We start from the raw sequence: 18,384 nt of genomic DNA, 5'->3' as shown, positions 1-18,384 counted from the left end.
CCCGGACCGGCCGGCCTTGCCTTCACTTGCGATGAGCCCACTGCCTAGCATCTCGAATCTCCGACTTCGAACCATTTGACCGATGGCTTGAGCGCCTCTTGCCCGGCCGGGTCGGGAGCCCACTAACATTCTTGACTTCTTTTATCAAGAAATCATCGGAAGGCCACGCCCGTTTTGTTCGCAGACGTCTCGTGCATGGCGGCGTCAGTGGCCGGGAGCGTCGTCATCTTCGGTTTCCGTTGCGGATTGCTCGAAGGCCGCTTGCCAGTCCGCAACCAGCCGGACGAGCGCGGTGTCACCAGAATGCGCAGCGAGATGGGCCTTCTGGCGCAACGCGACCCGCATCGCCGACCGGGCAAAGCGGCCGGAGGGCGCTTCGGTTTCGATCGGCGACAGTCCGGCAGCGAGCGCGCCGTCGACATGTATCCGTCCGGCCAGGGCCTCGGCCGTGCCGAAGCGGGTCATCATCTCCTGGAATGCGCCATGCAGGATCGGCTCGAACGGCCGGTCGCGTCCGAGCGGATCGATGACGGGGTTGCCGGGGTGAAGCGCGCCGAGCGGCAGCAGGCCGTCGGGAATCGGCGTGTTGGCCGAATGGGTACGCCCGCCCTTCAGCAGCTTCGGCAGCACATGCGTATGCGGTCCCTCCGGCGACACGCCGCCGGTGTCCGGTCCGCCGATCTTCTGGTAGACCTCGACGCGCCCGATATTGGTCAGCGCGACGCGATGCGGGTGCGTTCGCAGGATCGCCGGCATGGCGCCGCTGGCAGGGTCGAACACCGACCGGCCAAGATTGGCGCGCAGCTCGACCAGGAGCTTCGGCTCGCTGGTGCGGATGCAGAAATCGCATTGCGGCAGGGACAGGCCCATGTCGAACAGGATGCCGGTCCGGTCGATGCCGCGGATCGCGTGGTCGTCCGGTCCGATCTCGGTCAGCACCGATCGGCCGCTGCGCCGGGCCTTGGCATCGGGCAGGCACAGCGCCAGCGCCTGGCTCCAGCGATGCCGCCTCGGGCTCAGCGTCTCGTAGGCGACGGGCACCAACCCTGCCATCATGCTGCGTTCCAGGCGGATGCCGCCGCGCCGCGTTGCCCGGGTCAGGAGTTGGCGGTCGTCGATCACCGCGATCTCGCCGTCATCCTGATGGAACTCGGCGATGGCGCCGAACGTGCCCATGCTCCATCCGCTTCGCCAGTCCAGCAAGTGATGGCGCAACAGCTGCTCCAGGTGGGTCATGGCAAAACTCCGGTTTCGGCGACGAGATCGAGCGGCTGCACCACCAGCCCGCCCGCGCTCTCGCCGAAAAAGGCCTCGACACCGTAGACGGTGCGTAGCGTCTCGGCGGTGAGCACGTCGGCAGGTGGTCCGTCGGCGACGATCCGGCCGCCGTCGATGAGCAGCAGGCGGGTGCACCAGCGCGCTGCAAGTCCGAGATCGTGCAGCGAGGCGACGACGCTGCGTTCGCTCGCCGCAAGCTCGGCGAACAGGCGCATCAGCGTGATCTGGTGCGACGGGTCGAGGCCGGCCGTCGGCTCGTCTGCAAGCAGCAGCGGCGTTTCCTGGGCCAGCGCCCGGGCGATCAGGACGCGCGCCTTCTCTCCGCCCGACAGTTCGGTCGCCGCCCGCTCGCGGAACCCGTCCACCTCCATCCGCTGCATCGCCCGTTCGACGGCGGCGCGGTCGGTGGCGGTGAGCGCCGCAAACCCCGGCCGGTGTGGCGAGCGGCCGAGCGACACCAGCATCTCGACCGGAACCGCCCAGGCGATCTCGCGCTCCTGCGCGACATAGGCCATATGGAGTGCGCGCTCCCTGGCGCCGACATGGGGGGCGTCGAGCGTCCCCAGGGCCACGGCTCCTTGCGAGGGAATGAGCCCCAGCAGTGCTCGCAGCAAGGTCGACTTGCCGGCGCCGTTGGGCCCGATCAGGCCGATGAACTCGCCCGGCATCACGGAGAAGGAAATGCCGTTGAGCACCTGCCGCTTGCCCAGCGATGCCTTGAGGTTTTGAACGTCGAGCAGCATCACGCGAGCTTCCTTCTCGTGCGGTAGACCAGCCAGAGGAAGAACGGCGCACCGACGATGGCGGTGAGCACGCCGAGCTTGAGGTCGCGCTCGGGCGCGATGACCCGAACCAGGATGTCGGCGGCCAGCAGCATGCAGGCGCCGCCGAGAGCGCTTGCCGGCAAGAGCCGCGACGGCCTTGCCCCGACCAGGGGGCGAAGCATGTGCGGCACGACGAGGCCGACAAAGCCGATGGCGCCGGCCACGGCCGTCGCCGCGCCGACCGCCGATGCCGTGCCGAAGACGGCCAGAAACTGTACCCTCCGCATGTCGATCCCCATGCTTGCCGCCGTCTCGTTGCCGAGGGTCAGCGCATCCAGCGCCCGGCCCAGCATCGCCAGCATCAGCCAGCCCGCGAGCATGAACGGCAGGGCCAGCCAGACATGCGTCATCGACCGGTCGGTCAGCGATCCGAGCATCCAGAACATGATTTCGAGCGCGGCGAACGGATTGGGCGACAGGTTGAGCGCCAGCGAGGTCATCGCGCCGGCAAAGCTCGACACCGCCACGCCGGCCAGGATGATGGTCAGCGTGCTGCCGCGCAGGCCGGCGAGAGATTGAACGACGACGACGGCCAGCACCGCGGCGGCCAGCGCCGACAGCGGCAAGGCGAGCGGGAAGATCGCCGCCAGCCCGGAATAGATGGCGATGACCGCGCCCAGCGAGGCCGAGGCGCTGACGCCGATCAGCCCCGGCTCGGCCAGCGGATTGCGCAAATAGCCCTGCAGCGCGGCACCGGAGAGGCCGAGCGTCGCCCCGACCATCAGGCCGAGCAGCGCGCGCGGCAGGCGGATCTCGCCCATGATCAGTTCGATGGCGCCGGACTTGTCGGAAAACAATGCGGCGATGCTGTCGCTGAAACCAAGCGCTGCCGGACCGACGGTCAGCGAAAGCAGGAACAGGATCGCGGTGAGCGCGGCAAGCGCCCCCAGCACCAGGCCGTAGCGAGAAGTGTCGCTCATTGGACGCCACCCTTGCCGTCGGCGGCGTCGCGCAGCAGGCGCGCGGCCTCGAGCGTGAACGGCGCGCCGCAGATGGTGTAGCGCGCCGGAACCGGCACGGCGCTGCCTTGCGCGGCGACCGCCCGGTATGCCGGGTGGACGAAATTCTCCTGTGCCAGCGCCGGTGCATCGTAGCTTTCGCCGCCGCCGGCGACGAGATCGGGCTGGGCCAGCACCAGCATCTCGAGCGGCAGACGGGCCGTGCCGCTGAGACCCAGACTGTCGGCGACATTGACGAGGCCCGAGAGCCTGACGATGTCGTCGACCAGCGTGCCCGCGCCCGACGTGTAGCTGTTGGCATAATAGGTCGCGACCGTCTTTCCCGAGGCCGGCCGGACGGCCAGTTCAGCCACCCCATTGTCCAGTTCCGCGACCAGGTCCGCCGCCCGCTCACGCCGCTCCAGCACCTCGCCCATGCGGACGATGTTCGCCCTGATCTCGGCGATGGAATTGTCGGGTGCGAATTCCTCGACGCGCATGCCGAGGCGCCGCAACAGGGCAACGGTCGACCGCGTCGTGTAGGCACCCGCAAGCACAAGGTCGGGCTGCATCAGGAAGACCTCCTCGGCGAGGCCATGGTTGACGACGAGGCCCTTGGCGCGCCCGGCGAGCACCGACGTCTCGGGGTCTCGCGCCAGATATGAGACGGAGTGCAATTGGCCCTCCGCCGCCACCAGCATGGCCAGCTGATCGGTGCAGACATTCATCGAGACGACGCGTTTCGGCGGCGCGGCGATGGCCGGGGCAGCGGTGCTGGATATGGCCCCCGCCAGCACGAGCAGCCACTCTCGACGGCGGGGGATGCGGAAGCGATCGGTCGGCATGCTGGCTCCCATTAGAACACGCGCGTGAAGCTCAGGTTGAAGGTCCGGCCCGGCGCGCGATAGTTGGTGACGGTCGAATACTGCTCGTCGAACAGGTTCTCGACCGAGAATTTCAGGCTCGACTGCGCATCAAATGTGTAGTTGGCGGCAAAATCCACCGTCACGTAGTCGGGCAGCTTCACGGTGTTCGCAGCGTCGGCATGGCGCGCCGCCCCGTAGAGCAGCCTGGCGGTCAGGTCCAGGCTGTCGGTCGCGGCAAAACCCAGCTCTGCGGTCGCCTTGAAGCGGTCGCGATAGGGAATGTAGCGGCCGTTGTCCTCGTTCCTGGGCGAGCGGTAGTCGATCGATGCCTTGCCGCTCCAGCGGTCGCCGAACTCGTGCGACAGCGATGCCTCGACGCCCGTCACCTTGGCGCGCGCGACGTTGAAGGGGATGTAGGTGGGCGGGTTGGAGGCGATCGCGTCGCTCAGCCACGTCTGGTAGAAGGCGACGTCGAGCGTCGTGCTGTCGGTAGGCCGCCAGTTGACGCCAAGTTCGTAGGACCGGGATGTCTCCGGCTTCAAATTCGGGTTCGAATAGCCGGGATAATAGAGGTCGTTGAAGGTCGGGGCGCGGAAGCCGGTGCCGTAGGAGGCCCGGGCGACGAGATCGGGCACGATCTCGAAGCTGGCACCGATATTGTAGGTGGTGGCACCGCCGAACTGCTCATTGTGATCGTAGCGCAGCCCGCTGTCGATGGTCAGCGCGCCATACTCGACCGAATATTGTCCGAACACCGCCTCGAGACCGCGCGAGGTGACGTCGAAATCGACGGTGGTATCGACCTGTTCGCGATAGGCCTCGGCCCCGCCGGTCACGACATGGCGGGCATCGCCGGTCTCGAAGGTCTTTTCGGTCGAGGCGAAGATGCCGTAGCGCTTGGTGTCGAACCTGCTGTCGCCAGGAACCCCGTCACGGAAGTTGGTCGAACTGTCCAGGCTGCTGGACAGCTCGACAGTCGAGGACCAGCTGTCGGAGTGCTTCAGCCGCGCACCCGCCTTGCCGGCAAACGTGTCGGTGTCGACTTCATTGCTGGACGGGAAGGTGTCGTCATATTGCGAACGGCCGCGTGCGAACAGGCCGTCGGCATAAAGCCTGCCCCAGTCGAATTCCTTGGCCAGCGAAAAATTCAGCGAGCCCTGCAGGAAGCCGTCATCGTCGGGCTCGTGGCCCCAGGCCAGCGGCGTGGTGAAGTCGTAGCCGCGCGTGCCGAGAATGCTGCCGCCGACGGAGTAGTCGACGCCTCCTTCGCTGCGGCCGCGCACATCGCCCGAGACATAGCCGCCCCATGGGTATGTGACGCCGGTGGTGATGCTGGCGCAGGCACTGCGGCCGTCGGCGCACTGGCCACCTTGCCTGGTGATGATGTTGACGACGCCGCCGATCGCGTCGGCGCCATACTGGGCCGAGTGCGGCCCCTTGGCGATCTCGATTCGTTCGATCGAGGCAAGGGGAATGTTGAAGATCGAGCTGGTGCCGCTGGTTGCCGAGGCGGTGCGGATGCCGTTGACCAGCACCAGAGTCTGCCCGGCCGACATACCGCGCAGGGAGACGTTCGAGGCCGAGCCCTGGCCGCCATAGCCGATGATCGACACGCCGGCGTAGCGCTTGAGCAGCGACGGCAGGTCGGCGGCCGCCGATGTCCGGAGCTCCTCCTCGTCGATGACGGTGACCGACGACGTCGAGCGGACGAGCGCCGTCTCGCGCCGCAGCGGCGTCGACACCACCAGCGGTCGAAGCACGGTCACGTCGTCGCGCGACGGCGACTGCTGCGCGTGGGTTTGCGTCGGAATGACCAGCGCGACGGCGCTGGTGGCGAGGATGAGTCTCTGCAATTCTGCCCCCAAATGGTTCGGTGGGCGCGACAGGCATCGCACCCGGTTCCAAACCGCAGGCAAGACAGGTCGGCAGGCAGACATTGGGACAAGATCGACCCGGCGGCCTTCCGCATGCGGCAACACTTTTCAATGTCACCGCCACGGGCGACCGCGCCTGACCACACCCCGTGGACAAGCATGGGTGACCGGAACGGGCAGGTCTCCTGACTTCCGTGTCATAGCCTTCTTCCGCCTTCCCGAACGCACGAATGCGTTCAGTGGCATGATGGAAGAGGCTCAACGGTTACAGTTGCGGGGGCAGTCGCGGATTTGGCCTTCGGCCTCACCGTGTTCCCTTTTCATCCACCTTTCGGTGGAACCGATTCCGGGGTCGAGACTAGACAGCCGGCGGAAGCCTTGTCAATTGATCTGTTGCTGTCGGACGTCTCGTCGGTTGCGATTGTCGCAAACCGCCCGGTCCGTTGTCGCGATCCCTACATTGTAGCGAAGCTTGACCAATACTTGCCGACGCTCAGGGACGGCATGCCGATCAAAGGCGTTGGCCGCGGTGCCAGCGCAGCGACATGCAGGACAGGCCGGCGTCGATCTTGCCGATCTCGGTGGTCTTGAGCGCGACCACCTGGTAGCCGAGCTTGTCGAGCATCTCGATGGTCCGGGGGTAATCCGCCCCGACCATCACCACGTCGTTGACGCGCAGCGCGTTGGCCGCCGGCTCCTCGCCCTCGGGGATGAGCACCTCGCGGAAATCCTTGAACACACCCGAGCGCGCAAGCCGCTTCGTTGACAGCATGGTCTCGCCGTCGAGCAGCGAACAGTCGCTCTTGAAATGCAGCACGCCTTCCGGCGTCTGCACGATCTCGCCCTTGCGCCCGAGCCGGTCGAGGCTGGCGATCAGCCCTTCGGCACCAGCCCGGTCGGTGCGGGCCGACAGCCCGATCATCACGCTTCTCGGCGTCGTCAGCACGTCGCCGCCATCGGCATAGCCGGGCGTGGGCAGGTCGACCACGGTGCCGAACATGGCCTTCAGCGTGGGTGCGATCTCGACGGTTTCCCTGACGCGCGTCTCGGCGCCGGGCCGAAGCAGGATCGCCCCTTCGGGAAACACCAGCGCCGGGTCCTCGACGAAGATCGAATCGGGAAACGCCTCAAGCGCCGGCAGCGCCGTCACCTCCACGCCTGCGGCGCGCATCGCCGCGACATAGGCCGCATGCTCGGCCTTGACGCCGTCGAAGGTCGGGTTGCCGCGGTCGTCGGCGCGCAGGCCGTTGACAACCGACCGAGCCGGCTCGCGCACGATGGCCGCGTTGAATTCGTAGACCGCTGGCTTGGACGTCATGTCGGTGCGCTCGTGCTGGTGGGGCGAGGTCCGCAGCCTGCCCGAAACGAAGTGGCATGTCGACGGGGCAGGCACTGGGCCAGCGATCGTCGTCGAGCCGCTATTGCCCCTGCGCCCGCCTGAACTCGCTTGGCGACTGGCCGGCGATGCGGCGGAAGTCGCGGCTGAAATGATAGGGATCGGCATAGCCGCAGCTCAGCGCCACGGCAGCGATCTTGATGTCGGGTGCGATCAGCAGGCGCTTGGCCAGGTTCATGCGCTCGTGGCGGATCCAGTCCATCGGCGTCGTGCCGGTCTTTTGCTTGAACTGCCGGTGCAGTTGCGAGGCGCTGAGGTTGGAGATCGCGGCCAGTTCCTCGATGGGCCAGTTGCGCGCGATGTCGGCGCGCACCTCGCGCATCACCCGCAGCACGCGTTCGCCGCGATCTTCCGAGCTGTCCTGCTCGCCGCGTTCGGCGACGAGCGTTTCGACAAGCCGGGCGACGACGGCGCTCGAAATGGCGTCGGTCGTCTGCCCGCGCCGGGCGAGGTTCTGGATGGCACGCTCGAAGCCTGAGGCGGCGCTTTCGCCTGGTGTTGCAAACAGCGGGTTGCCGGCAACACGGAGGAACGAGAACACCGCGTCGAGCCCATGGCCCTCGATGCTCATCCAGAGATAGCGCCAGTGGTCGGCGTCGGGGTGGCAGCCATGGGCATATGACATCGACGTGTCGAGCCACGCGATGGTGCGCGGCCCGGCCGCCGCCCGGCTGCCGCCGGTCTCGATCAGGCCCTGGCCGGACAGGGTGCAGATCAGCGTATGGTGGTGGAAGCGCCTGGTGACGAGGCCGTCGCGATGGCCGAAATGCGTGCGGCCGGCGACAAGGATCTTGTAGGGAAAGGCATCCGCATGCCGGCCCGGCGTGTGGAAGAAGATCGAATTGCTTTCGTCCGTCTGGTTGGTCATTTTTGCGCAGGGATGGCTGTCGGAGGGTTTCGCCTACTGTACCTGCGCGCAAATCGAGATGCGAGTTTTATCCAGCATCGTGCGAGTGGCATGCATTCATCTCGCCGCCATTGCCGTTAGACTGGATGGTGGCGGCCTCCTTGCTGCCGAAAATCCATGACTGGAGCGTCGGATGACCGCTACCCCGAAGGCAAGCGAACACGGCACGGCTTTCGAGCCCTTGTCGGCCACCTTCGCCCAGAACCCCTATCCCGCCTATGCCGCGCTGCGCGACAAGGGCGAGCCGCAGTTCTTCGCCGATTTCGACATGTGGCTGGTGACGCGCTTCGACGATGTTGCTGGCATCGCCCGCGACATCTCGATGGTGCGCTCGCCCGAATTCTTCATGTCCGAGGAAGAGATCACCGAGCAGAAGCGCCTGCAGAACTGGCTCGACATGCCGCACCACCAGCGCTTCGTCCAGTTCTCCATGCTCGACAGTGATGGTCCGGTGCATGACCGGCTGCGTAAGCAGGTGTTCCGCGAGTTCACGCCGGCCTTCATCGCCCGCCAGCGCACGATGATCCAGAGTTTCGTCGACAGGCTCGTCGACAGCCTGATCGACAAGGGCGAGATCGACTTCGTCGAGGACCTCGCCGCCCAGGTGCCGGGCCACATCATCGGCCGTGTGCTCGGCGTGCCCGACGAGGACTGCCCGCAGTTGCGCGTCTGGTCGGAGCGCGTGGTGCAGTTCTTCGACATCGACCGTTCCGACGCGCGCAAGGCGTTGGCGGAGCAGGCGACGACCGAGTTCTACCACTATCTGCTCAAGCTGATGGCCGAGCGCCGCGCTGCGCCGCAGGAGGATCTGATCACTCGCCTGATCGCGGCGCAGGACGCCGGCCACCTCAACGAGGATGAGCTGGTCTCGACCTGCATGCTGATCCTGATGGCCGGCCACGGCTCGACCATCGACGTGCTCGGTTCGGGCATGCACGCGCTGTTGCGCTTTCCTGACCAGATGGCGCGGCTGCGCCACGACCCCGCCCTGATCCACACCGCGATCCAGGAGATGTTCCGTTTCGAATCGCCGCTGCCCTTCTTCCACCGCTACGCCACCGCCGACTGCGTGGTCGGCGGCAAGTCGTTCCCGCGCGGCACCAAGTTCGGCCTGCTCTATGGCGCGGCCAACCGCGATCCGGCCGCCTTCGGCGGCGATGCTGATGTCTTCGACGCCGGCCGCAACCCAAACCGTCACCTCGCCTTTGGCGGCGGCGCCCATTTCTGCCTCGGCAACCACCTCGCCCGCCTCGACATGGAGGTGATCTTCACCACCTTGCTCACGCGCCTGTCGTCGATCGCGCTTGCCGAGGCCGAGCCGCAATATAAGCGCGGCCTGTCCGTGCGCGGCCCCAAGGCGCTGCGCCTGGCTCTCACGCCTGCCTGATCCCGGAGTATTCCTGATGTACCGCGTAACCTTCATCGACGCCGACGGACAGGCGACCGAACTCACCGCCCAGCAGGGCCAGAGCGTCATGTCCGTGGCGGTCGCCAACGGCATCGACCAGATCCTCGCCGAATGCGGCGGTTCCTGTGCCTGCGGCACCTGCCATTGCTATGTCGACCAGAGCTGGACCGAACGCCTGCCGGCACCCGACGAATCCGAGCAGGGCATGATCGAGTGCCTGATGAACCCGACCGAGCGCAGCAGGCTGACCTGCCAGCTCAAGATGTCGGAGGCGCTCGACGGGCTGGTCGTTCACCTGCCGCGCGAGCAGTACTGAGGCCGGGCTTCCCCGAGCCTCACACGCCACCTGGGCCTTCAGTCGCGCGCGGCGATCCAGTTGCCGACGATCTCGGCATCGGCCGCCTCGAAGGCATGGCCCGAGGCGATCGTGCGGGCGTCGACCTTGGCACCGGCGTCGCGCAGCAGCGCGGCGAGATCGGGGCCGAAATTGCTGAACACGTCGACGTTCCCGGCGACGAGCAGCGCATCCACGTCCGACAGATCGGCGGCCGGCGGCTGCTCCAGCACCATCGCCGGCCTCAGCAGCGCCGCGCGGCGGATCACATGCGGGTGAAGCAGCATGGTTGCGGCGATCATGTTGGCGCCGTTGGAGTGGCCGAGGAAGACGAGCTTTTCGGGATCGATGCGGTAAGCCTCGATGGCGTCCTCGATGAAAGCGGCGAGCGCTTCCGCCTCCGACTTGATGTCGGCCTGGTCGAACGTGTTGGCCGAATGCCGGCGGAACCAGCGTGGCGTGCCCTCGTCGGTGGCGCGGCCGCGCAGGGCGAGCAATGTCGCGCGCGGCGCGGCCTTGGCGGCAAACGGCAAAAGGCTGGTCTCGTTGCCGCCCGAGCCGTGCAGCAGGACGATGACGCGGCCGTCGGCATCTTTCGGCGTGTAGAAGCGGTGGACGAAGGGCAGGTCGCGATAGATCACCCGCTCCTCGCCCGGCCAGGAGAATTGCGGCAGCATCGTCACCAGTTCGTCGATCTTGTCGGCGCGTTCCGGCGGCACGAAGAGCTGCGTGCCCATCGTTTCGGCCGGCTCGTCGATCGCCATGCCGGGACCGTCGGTCGCCAGCTCGAACAGTGTGCCGCCCGGTTCGCGGACATAGAGCGAGTAGAAATACTTGCGGTCGTGCACATTGGTGATGGTCGAATTGCTGGATCCGAGTTCGCCATGGACCCGTTCGACCTCGTCGATGTCGCCGGCACGGAAGGCGATGTGGTCGATGGTGCCGGTGCCCGGCGCGCTCGTCCAGAAACCCTTGGCATCCCTGATGTCGATGACGTCGCCGCTGTCGGAGACGAGACGCCGGATGAACTCGGTGCTTTCCGTCGGCTGATAGCCGAAATGCCGGGCGACGAAGCTCTCCGTCATCTCCGGCACTTCGCTCATGATGGTGGCGCCGCGGATGCGCCGGATCGCGTGATCGGCAGGCACTCCGCTGCCCTCCCAGACATCGGTCGCGGCAAAGCCGCCGATGCCGACGAGCTTGACGATCACCCCGTCGGGATCCTTGAGCCTGAGCGTCGGCTCGCCCATCTCGTCGACCGGGCCTGATATCTCGACATGGTGGGACAGTGCCCGGGTCAACCAGAAGCCGATGCTCGACGGCTCGATGGCGAGCGAGATTTCGCTCGGCTGGCCATGGCCGACGCGCCCCCGGGCGCCATCCTCCCAGACCAGGAAGGTGATCAGCGTGCCCGGATTGGCCGCGCCGTCGCCATAGAACAAGTGAAGCTGGGTCGCGTCCTCATAGCCGCCGGTTTGCTTGACCAGCCTCAGCCCGAGAAAGCCGACATAGAAGTCGACATTGGCCTGCACCTTGCGGGTGATGAGCGTGATGTGGTGGATTCCGGTGCCCATGGTGCACTCCCGGCCGATTTGCTTCTCGCTCGACATTCCATCAGCCGGGCAGGCCACGCAAGCCGTGGGCATGTCGCACCACGCAAAAAGGCCCCGCTCGTCGCGGGGCCTTTGGCAATGCCAGGTAGATCGTTCAGGCAGACAGCGCCTTGGCTTCGCGGCGGCGGGCATGCAGCACATGCTCGGTGTAGCCGCTGGGCTGGGTCCGGCCGGTGAACACCAGGTCTTCGGCCGCCTTGAAGGCCGGGCTGTCGAAGCGGGGCGCCAGCGGCTTGTAGCCTTCCGTGTCCGCATTCTGCCTGTCGACCACGGCTGCCATGCGCTGCATCGTCTCGCGCACCCCGGCCTCGCCGACGATGCCGTGGCACAGCCAGTTGGCGACGTGCTGCGAGGCGATCCGCAGCGTCGCGCGGTCTTCCATCAGGCGCACATTGTCGAGATCAGGCACCGTCGAGACGCCGACGCCCTGGCCGACCCAGCGCACGACATAACCGAGCAGGCCCTGCAGGTTGTTTTCGAGCTCGGTCTGGATCTCCTCGGTCGTGTAGCTGCGCGTTGCCAGCGGAATGGTCAGCAGGTCGGTCAGCGAGGTCTGCTCCTTGCCGCGCAACTGGTCCTGTACGGCCGCCACGTCGACGAGGTGATAGTGCAGGGCGTGCAATGCTGCTGCCGTCGGGGTCGGCACCCAGGCGGTGCTGGCGCCGGCGCCGGGGTGGGCGACCTTCTTGTCGAGCAGCGCCGCCATCTGGTCGGGTGCCGCCCACATGCCCTTGCCGATCTGGGCCCGGCCCGGCAGGTTGCGGGCGATGCCGACATCGACATTGTTCGCCTCATAGGCCGTGAGCCAGGTCGCCGATGCCATCTCGGCCTTGCGCATCATCGGGCCGGCTTCCATCGAGGTGTGGATCTCGTCGCCGGTGCGGTCGAGGAAGCCGGTGTTGATGAACACCGTGCGGTCGCGCACCTTGGACAGGCAGGCTGCAAGGTTGGCCGAGGTGCGGCGCTCCTCGTCCATGACGCCGATCTTCATGGTGTATTTCGGCAGGCCGACGAGTTCTTCGATGCGCTTGAACAGCGCATCCGACAGGCCGACCTCGTCTGGACCGTGCATCTTGGGCTTGACGACATAGACCGAGCCGGTGCGGCTGTTGCGCACCGCGTTTTCGCCGCGGATGTCCTGGGCAGCACTGGCCACGGTGATCGCCGCGTCGAGGATCGCCTCGGGCACCGGATTGCCGGCCTCGTCGAGCACGGCGTCGGTGAACATGTGGTGGCCGACATTGCGCACCAGCATCGTCGAGCGGCCGTTGAGCGTCAGCTTGCCGCCGCCGGGCGCGGTGAAGACGCGGTCCTCGACCAGCTTGCGGGTGATGGTCTTGCCGTCCCTGGTGAATTCCGAGCTCAGGCTGCCGTCCATCAGGCGCTGCCAGTTGCGGTAGACGGTGACCTTGTCCTCGGCATCGACGGCCGAAACCGCGTCCTCGAGGTCCATGATGATCGAGATCGCCGCCTCGATGACGACATCCGATATGCCGGCGGAATCGAGCGCGCCGACCTGGTGCTCGCGATCGAACACCAGCTCGATGTGCAGGCCGTTGTTGACCAGGAGCACGCTCCTGGGCTCATGGCGCGGACCGGTGAAGCCGGCAAGCTGGCCAGCCGACCTGAGCCCGGTCTTGCTGCCGTCGGCGAGGCTCACCTGCAGCTTGCCACGCTCGATGATGTAGGCGGTGGCGTCGGCATGGCTGCCCTGTGCCAGCGGCACGGCCTGGTCGAGGAATTCGCGCACGCGGGCGATGACGCGGCCTGCGCGAACAGGATTGAAGCTCTTGCTGCGTTCGGCGCCGTCGCTCTCGGCGATGGCGTCGGTGCCATAGAACGCGTCGTAGAGCGAACCCCAGCGCGCATTGGCGGCGTTCAGGGCGTAGCGCGCATTGGACAGCGGCACCACCAGCTGCGGGCCGGCGATGGTGCCGATCTCGGCGTCGACGTTCTTGGTCGCGACCTGGTAGGCGTCGGCCGCGGGTGCCGGCACCAGATAGCCGATGTCGCGCAGGAACTGCTCGTAGCCGGCTGCGTCATGCGGCTTGCCCTTGCGCTCCAGATGCCAGGCGTCGATCTTGGCCTGGAGGTCGCCGCGGATGGCGAGCAGCTCGTGATGCCTGGGCGCGAGGTCGCGGATGATCTCCGAGAGGCCGGTCCAGAACGCTGCTGGCTCAAGGCGCGCCGACGGCAGCACCTCCTGCTCGACGAAGGCGCGCAGCGCCGGGTGGACCGAAAGGCCGGCCACGCTTTCATAGGTCTTGGTCATGGGATGCTCCTTCGATACGCGCGAGGCGCGGGCAATTCTGTACGATGCTGATGACAGTGATTGTATCCATTGACAAGAATTTTTTGATACAGGATAGTATCCAAGTGTCTGGCCTGCCGGCGCGTCGGTCAATGTGCGGCGCCGGGGTGGTGGCCGGCGCCCGTTCTCTGTCGCAGGTTTGCCCCATGATCGGCATCATCAAGAGTTCATTGCCGGACGGCCGCAAGCTGTCCGCGCTCCAGGCGCTGGAGGCCGCAAGGCAACTGGGCCTCCAGGGGCTGCTGTTCAACTCGCTGTTCGACATCAGCCCGACGCTCGATCCGGCGGAGCTGGCGGCTGCACGTGCCGAGGCTGATCGCCTCGGCCTCGAGATCTCGTCGATGCTCGGCATCGTCAATCCAGCGCTGCCGGCCCGCAGCCAGCCGATTGTCGATGCTGGCGGCGGCGACCTGGAGACCGGCATCGGGCGGTTGGTCGAACTGGCGGCCGGCATCGGCATCCACGACATGTTCTTCATCATCGGCATGATCGAGGACCGCTTCGAGGCGCCGGTCTCCTGGCAGGCGCAGGTCGATGGCGTCTCTGACCTGCTCGCGCGTTGCGCGCCGCTGCTGCGCCGGAACGGCTCGAAGCTTCTGCTCAAGACCCATGAGGAGATCACCACTGCCGAGGTCGCGGCCCTGGTCGAAAAGGTCGGGCCTGACGTGGTTGGCGTCGCCTTCGATCCGGTCAACGTGCTGTGCCGCCTCGAGGATCCGGTCGCGGCGGCAAGGCGCATCGCGCCTCATGCCACCCAGATCTATGTTGACGACGCCGTGCTTCGGTTCCAGGAAAACGGCATCCGCCGCTTCCTCGCGCCGCTTGGCGAGGGTTTCGTCGACTGGGACGCGATCATGCCGCAGATCCCCGACGCGAAGGTCTGGATCGAGATGCATTCCGGCCAGTTCGCCATGCCGGTGTTCGACGCGGAGTGGCTGCGCGTGCAGCCCGAGGTCGCGCTGGCTGAATTCGCGGTGGTGCTGGCCATGGCGGCGAAATTCGGCGCGCAGGACGAGCCTTGGGACCAGGCTGCGCCCGTCGCCCGATTGCCTCAGGCCCTGCAAAGGCTGCTGCCGCGATGACGTCAGTGCGTCCATATTGGATACAATTCTTTATGGCCCACCCTTGAGGCGTCGGGCTGTCCGCGCCCAGGCCTCCACACTCAATCATGCACGGGAAGCCGCGCAGCCCCAAGCTCAGGAGACACTCATGCGATATCCCAGGGACATGCGCGGCTACGGCGCCAATCCGCCCCACGCCAATTGGCCCGGCGGCGCAAATGTCGCTGTCCAGTTCGTGCTCAACTACGAGGAGGGCGGCGAAAACAACATCCTCCACGGCGATGCCGCAAGCGAAGCCTTCCTGTCGGAAATCCCCGGTGCTGCGCAATGGCCGGGGCAGCGCCACTGGAACATGGAGTCGGTCTACGAGTACGGCGCCCGCGCCGGCTTCTGGCGCCTGCATCGGCTGTTCACCGACCTCGACGTGCCGGTGACGGTCTATGGCGTCGCGACCGCGCTGATGCGCGCCCCCGAACAGCTTCGCGCCATGCAGCAGGCCGACTGGGAGATCGCCAGCCACGGCTACAAATGGGTCGAGCACAAGGACATGCCGGCCGACGAGGAGCGCGTCCAGATCCAGGAGGCGATCCGCCTGCATACCCTGGCGACAGGCGAACGCCCGACCGGCTGGTACACCGGCCGTTGCTCGGTCAACACCGTCGATCTCGTCTCCGAGGAAGGCGGTTTCGCCTATGTCTCCGACACCTATGACGACGACCTGCCCTACTGGCGCGAGCACGAGGGCCGCGAGCAGCTGATCATCCCCTATACGCTCGAAGCCAACGACATGCGCTTCGGCACGCCCAACGGCTTCAATTCGGGCGACCAGTTCTTCGCCTATCTCAAGGACACCTTCGACTATCTCTATGCCGAGGGTGCCGCCGGCCGTCCCAAGATGTTCTCCATCGGCCTGCATTGCCGCCTCGTCGGCCGCGCCGGCCGCATCGCGGCCCTCAAGCGCTTCATCGAATACGTGCAGGGCCACGACAAGGTGTGGATCGCCAAGCGCATCGATATCGCGCATCACTGGGCCAGGGAACATCCCTACGCCAGACCCGCGGTGGTGCCGTCGAAGATGGACAGGGCCGGTTTCGTCGAAAAATTCGGAGGCTGCTTCCGCAACGGTGCCCTGCTTGCCGAGCGGGCCTTCGACGGTGAACTGGGCCCGGTGAACGACAGCGCCTATGGCCTGTTCTTTGCCTTGCGGACACAGTTCCGCGCGGCAAGCGCTGCCGAGAAGTTCGAGGTGCTGAAGGGCTATACCCCGCTTGACCCGCGCATCCAGGCGGCCAGGATCGTCGCCGACGAGAGCCAATCGGTCAGCCTCGATGTCATGACCGCCGGCCAGCAACGACGGCTGCTGGAACTGCTCGGCGTCTATGAAGAAAAGTTTGGCTTCGGCGCCATCTTCGTGGTCCGCAACTACACCACCGCGTCGCTTCTGTCGTCGCTGGAAGCGCGGCTGGAGACGGACGGCGAGACCGAACTGGCTGTCACCTATGGCGAGGTCGAGCGCCTGGCCGAAATCCAGGTCGAGGCGCGCTTTTCCGAATAGCGCCGGATTGCAACTGCGTCCTTAGGGGCTCGCGAAGCGGGCCTCGAAGGGCGCACCGACCTCGACCTCAGGCGTAGCGCGACAGGATCTCGCTGAGATTGCGCTTGGTGCGCTTGGTCTGGCCGATATTGGCCTGCTCGAACACCTGCTGCAGGTGCTCGATGATCGCGTCGGCGCTTGCCTTGGGGTCGCGCGCTCGCAGCGCCTGCAGGATCGCGGCGTGCTCGTCGACGCTGCAGTCGGTTTCCTGGTGGGTGCTGTGCTGCGCCAGGATCAGCGAGGTCCGTGAAATCAGCGACTTGAGGAAGCCGGCAAGCACCTCGTTGCCGGCCATGTGCGCGGCGAGCAGGTGGAACTCCCCCGACGCCACGATGGCTGCGGTGTGGTCGCCGGCGTGGCGGATGGCGTGCTCATGGTGCAGATGCTGCTCCAGGGCGGCTATCTGCTTGTCGGTGACGACGGTGGCGAGCTTTGAGAATATCTCGCGTTCGATCGCATTGCGGGCCTCGAACACCTGGCGGGCCTCGTCGGGCGTCGTGCTGGCGACGAAGGCACCTCGGTTCTGCCGGAACTCGACGAGCGATTCGGTATGCAGGCGGTTGAGCGCCGCGCGCACGATGGTGCGGCTGACCGAAAACAGCGAGCCGATCGATTCTTCGCTGAGCTTTGTGCCGGGCGTCAGCTCGCGTGCCAGAATGGCCCTGAACAGCGCCTGGTAGATCGCATCGATCTTCGATCCGGCTTTCTCGTCGAAATCAGTATTCGCAGCTTTAGCCATTCCCTCACCAGCCGGTTTTGCACGGGCAGCATGCAACTATGCTACGTCTCAGATGCATCGCCACCGGGCGGAAGACAAGAAAAATGCGAGCCTTGCTTCGTTGTTCGTTATGTATTAGCCGGTGTCATGCGATGCAGCCGGCATGCCGCTGCCTGCCGTGCCTCCTCCACTGCAAGCCGGCGTGGCGCCAGTTTGCATTGCGGCCACTCTAGCACATGTTTTCTAATACAATAGCGAAATCCATTGCGCGCAATCGTAAGGTGTTTTGAATACGATTTGAAAATGCGCTCCCGCCCGGCTTGGCGGGGCATGGATCTAACGGTCGGCGCGGCCGCGGAAAATGGATCAGGCGCTGCGGCGCAAGGGGGCGATGGCGGCGCCCCTGTTCAGGGCATCTGAAAGAAAGCGCGACAGGCCGAGCGTTTCGGTGGGATGATGGCCGGGCGCCGGGTTCGCCCGCGGCGTCGCTGCCATGTTCAGTGCCTTGCCGATCGCAGCACGATGCGGGTCCAGGATCGGCACGCGTGACGATGCGACGATGCCGGGGAGGCCCGGGATCAGGCCGGCGCCCCCGAGCACGACACGGTCGGCGCCCAGGGCCGTCGCTTCATGGGTGAGGAAATCGGCAATGGCCTGCGTGTCGTCAGCGACCGTTTCGATGGAGCGGATGCCGGCAACCTTGTCGCCAAGGCCAAGCTTCAGCACCAGTTCGCCCAGCATTTCGCACCAGACGCTGCCATTGGTCGACACCAGCGATGTTCCCGGCAGGGCCGCCGCGGCCAGCAGGCCCGCTTCGGCAAAGCCGATGACCGGCAGCCCGGTCATCTCGGCAAGCGCCTCGCGGCCAGGGTCGCCGAAACAGGCAAGCAGGATCGCGTCGGGTTCGGCGCCTTCGGCCATCGCCTTGGCGGCGGCGTCGAGCACGGCGTGCGCGGCGATCGAAACCGCAACACGGGTCGAGATGTAGCTGAAGCCGAAGCCTGCGGTCACCGTCTGTACCTTGGCGGCACCCGCCGTCTCCTCGCGCACCAGCGCGTCGATGACCTTGCTGACGTCGGCGGACGTGTTTGGATTGATGACGAGCAGGCGAGGCAGGCGATGCATCGGGTTCCTCTGGGCACAACGGGCTTTGCTGCGGACCCGGCCTTTGCCCCATGGTGAAGTGAGGCGCTTGGCTGGGCTGCGACCACGCCCATTTGCAGGGCATGGTCGAGCTGCAGTGCCATCCTGATATCATTGTA

15 protein-coding genes and 1 riboswitch are annotated in these 18,384 nt (G+C 66.2%); of the genes, 4 read left to right on the top strand and 11 right to left on the bottom strand.

The window, feature by feature from the left end; translation table 11 throughout:
• Positions 1–204: 204 nt before the first annotated feature.
• The 7 genes from GGR00_RS15260 to GGR00_RS15230 form a co-directional block, all read right to left on the bottom strand.
• Positions 205–1,236 carry a DUF6925 family protein gene (locus tag GGR00_RS15260; protein ID WP_184699895.1) on the bottom strand — a complete coding sequence of 344 codons (1,032 nt, stop codon included), beginning with the start codon at positions 1,234–1,236 and terminating at the stop codon, positions 205–207.
• Positions 1,233–2,024, bottom strand: a complete 792-nt coding sequence (locus GGR00_RS15255) for an ATP-binding cassette domain-containing protein (RefSeq protein WP_184699894.1) — start codon at positions 2,022–2,024, stop codon at positions 1,233–1,235. The genes GGR00_RS15260 and GGR00_RS15255 overlap by 4 nt, the downstream gene beginning before the upstream one ends.
• Positions 2,021–3,022: a FecCD family ABC transporter permease gene (locus GGR00_RS15250; protein WP_184699893.1), complete on the bottom strand. Its 1,002-nt coding sequence runs from the start codon at positions 3,020–3,022 to the stop codon at positions 2,021–2,023. The genes GGR00_RS15255 and GGR00_RS15250 overlap by 4 nt, the downstream gene beginning before the upstream one ends.
• Positions 3,019–3,885: an ABC transporter substrate-binding protein gene (locus GGR00_RS15245; protein WP_184699892.1), complete on the bottom strand. Its 867-nt coding sequence runs from the start codon at positions 3,883–3,885 to the stop codon at positions 3,019–3,021. Before GGR00_RS15245 ends, GGR00_RS15250 begins: the two co-directional genes overlap by 4 nt.
• 11 nt (positions 3,886–3,896) lie before the next feature.
• Positions 3,897–5,759, bottom strand: coding sequence for a TonB-dependent receptor domain-containing protein (locus tag GGR00_RS15240; protein ID WP_377863989.1), 1,863 nt, complete (start codon positions 5,757–5,759; stop codon positions 3,897–3,899).
• A 179-nt stretch (positions 5,760–5,938) separates the two neighbouring features.
• Positions 5,939–6,140, bottom strand: a riboswitch (cobalamin riboswitch).
• 151 nt (positions 6,141–6,291) lie between these two features.
• Complete coding sequence (locus GGR00_RS15235) at positions 6,292–7,098, bottom strand: arginine deiminase family protein (RefSeq protein WP_184699890.1); 807 nt, start codon at positions 7,096–7,098, stop codon at positions 6,292–6,294.
• A 100-nt stretch (positions 7,099–7,198) separates the two neighbouring features.
• Positions 7,199–8,044, bottom strand: coding sequence for a helix-turn-helix transcriptional regulator (locus tag GGR00_RS15230; protein WP_184699889.1), 846 nt, complete (start codon positions 8,042–8,044; stop codon positions 7,199–7,201).
• A 172-nt stretch (positions 8,045–8,216) separates the two neighbouring features.
• Between GGR00_RS15230 and GGR00_RS15225 the strand changes: the two genes are divergently transcribed.
• Both GGR00_RS15225 and GGR00_RS15220 read left to right on the top strand, forming a co-directional pair.
• Positions 8,217–9,470: a cytochrome P450 gene (locus GGR00_RS15225; protein ID WP_184699888.1), complete on the top strand. Its 1,254-nt coding sequence runs from the start codon at positions 8,217–8,219 to the stop codon at positions 9,468–9,470.
• 16 nt (positions 9,471–9,486) lie between these two features.
• On the top strand, positions 9,487–9,807 hold the full coding sequence (locus GGR00_RS15220; protein ID WP_055982269.1) for a 2Fe-2S iron-sulfur cluster-binding protein: 321 nt from the start codon (positions 9,487–9,489) through the stop codon (positions 9,805–9,807).
• 38 nt (positions 9,808–9,845) lie between these two features.
• On the opposite strand, the gene GGR00_RS15215 is transcribed toward GGR00_RS15220, so the two are convergent.
• Both GGR00_RS15215 and GGR00_RS15210 read right to left on the bottom strand, forming a co-directional pair.
• The gene (locus GGR00_RS15215; RefSeq protein WP_055982272.1) at positions 9,846–11,399 is read right to left on the bottom strand and encodes a VOC family protein; all 1,554 of its coding nucleotides are present in this window, start codon (positions 11,397–11,399) and stop codon (positions 9,846–9,848) included.
• 133 nt (positions 11,400–11,532) lie between these two features.
• The gene (locus GGR00_RS15210) at positions 11,533–13,710 is read right to left on the bottom strand and encodes a malate synthase G (protein WP_184699887.1); all 2,178 of its coding nucleotides are present in this window, start codon (positions 13,708–13,710) and stop codon (positions 11,533–11,535) included.
• A gap of 185 nt (positions 13,711–13,895) precedes the next feature.
• Between GGR00_RS15210 and GGR00_RS15205 the strand changes: the two genes are divergently transcribed.
• Entirely contained in the window at positions 13,896–14,831 is a 936-nt protein-coding gene (locus tag GGR00_RS15205; protein ID WP_184699886.1) for a sugar phosphate isomerase/epimerase family protein, read from the top strand.
• Between the two features lie 127 nt (positions 14,832–14,958).
• Positions 14,959–16,365 (top strand): allantoinase PuuE, encoded by a 1,407-nt coding sequence (gene puuE / locus GGR00_RS15200; RefSeq protein ID WP_184699885.1) that lies wholly within the window; start codon positions 14,959–14,961, stop codon positions 16,363–16,365.
• Positions 16,366–16,432: 67 nt separating this feature from the next.
• On the opposite strand, the gene GGR00_RS15195 is transcribed toward puuE, so the two are convergent.
• A complete protein-coding gene (locus GGR00_RS15195; protein WP_055982286.1) occupies positions 16,433–17,143 on the bottom strand; it encodes a GntR family transcriptional regulator in 711 nt (236 codons plus the stop codon).
• A gap of 345 nt (positions 17,144–17,488) precedes the next feature.
• Positions 17,489–18,247: an aspartate/glutamate racemase family protein gene (locus tag GGR00_RS15190; protein ID WP_055982289.1), complete on the bottom strand. Its 759-nt coding sequence runs from the start codon at positions 18,245–18,247 to the stop codon at positions 17,489–17,491.
• Positions 18,248–18,384: the final 137 nt, after the last annotated feature.

The sequence above is a fragment of the Aminobacter aganoensis genome, from assembly GCF_014206975.1.
Taxonomy (GTDB): Bacteria; Pseudomonadota; Alphaproteobacteria; order Rhizobiales; family Rhizobiaceae; genus Aminobacter; species Aminobacter aganoensis.
The sequence above is the reverse complement of the archived record's forward strand: the minus strand, read 5'-3'. Positions and strand labels throughout refer to the sequence as shown.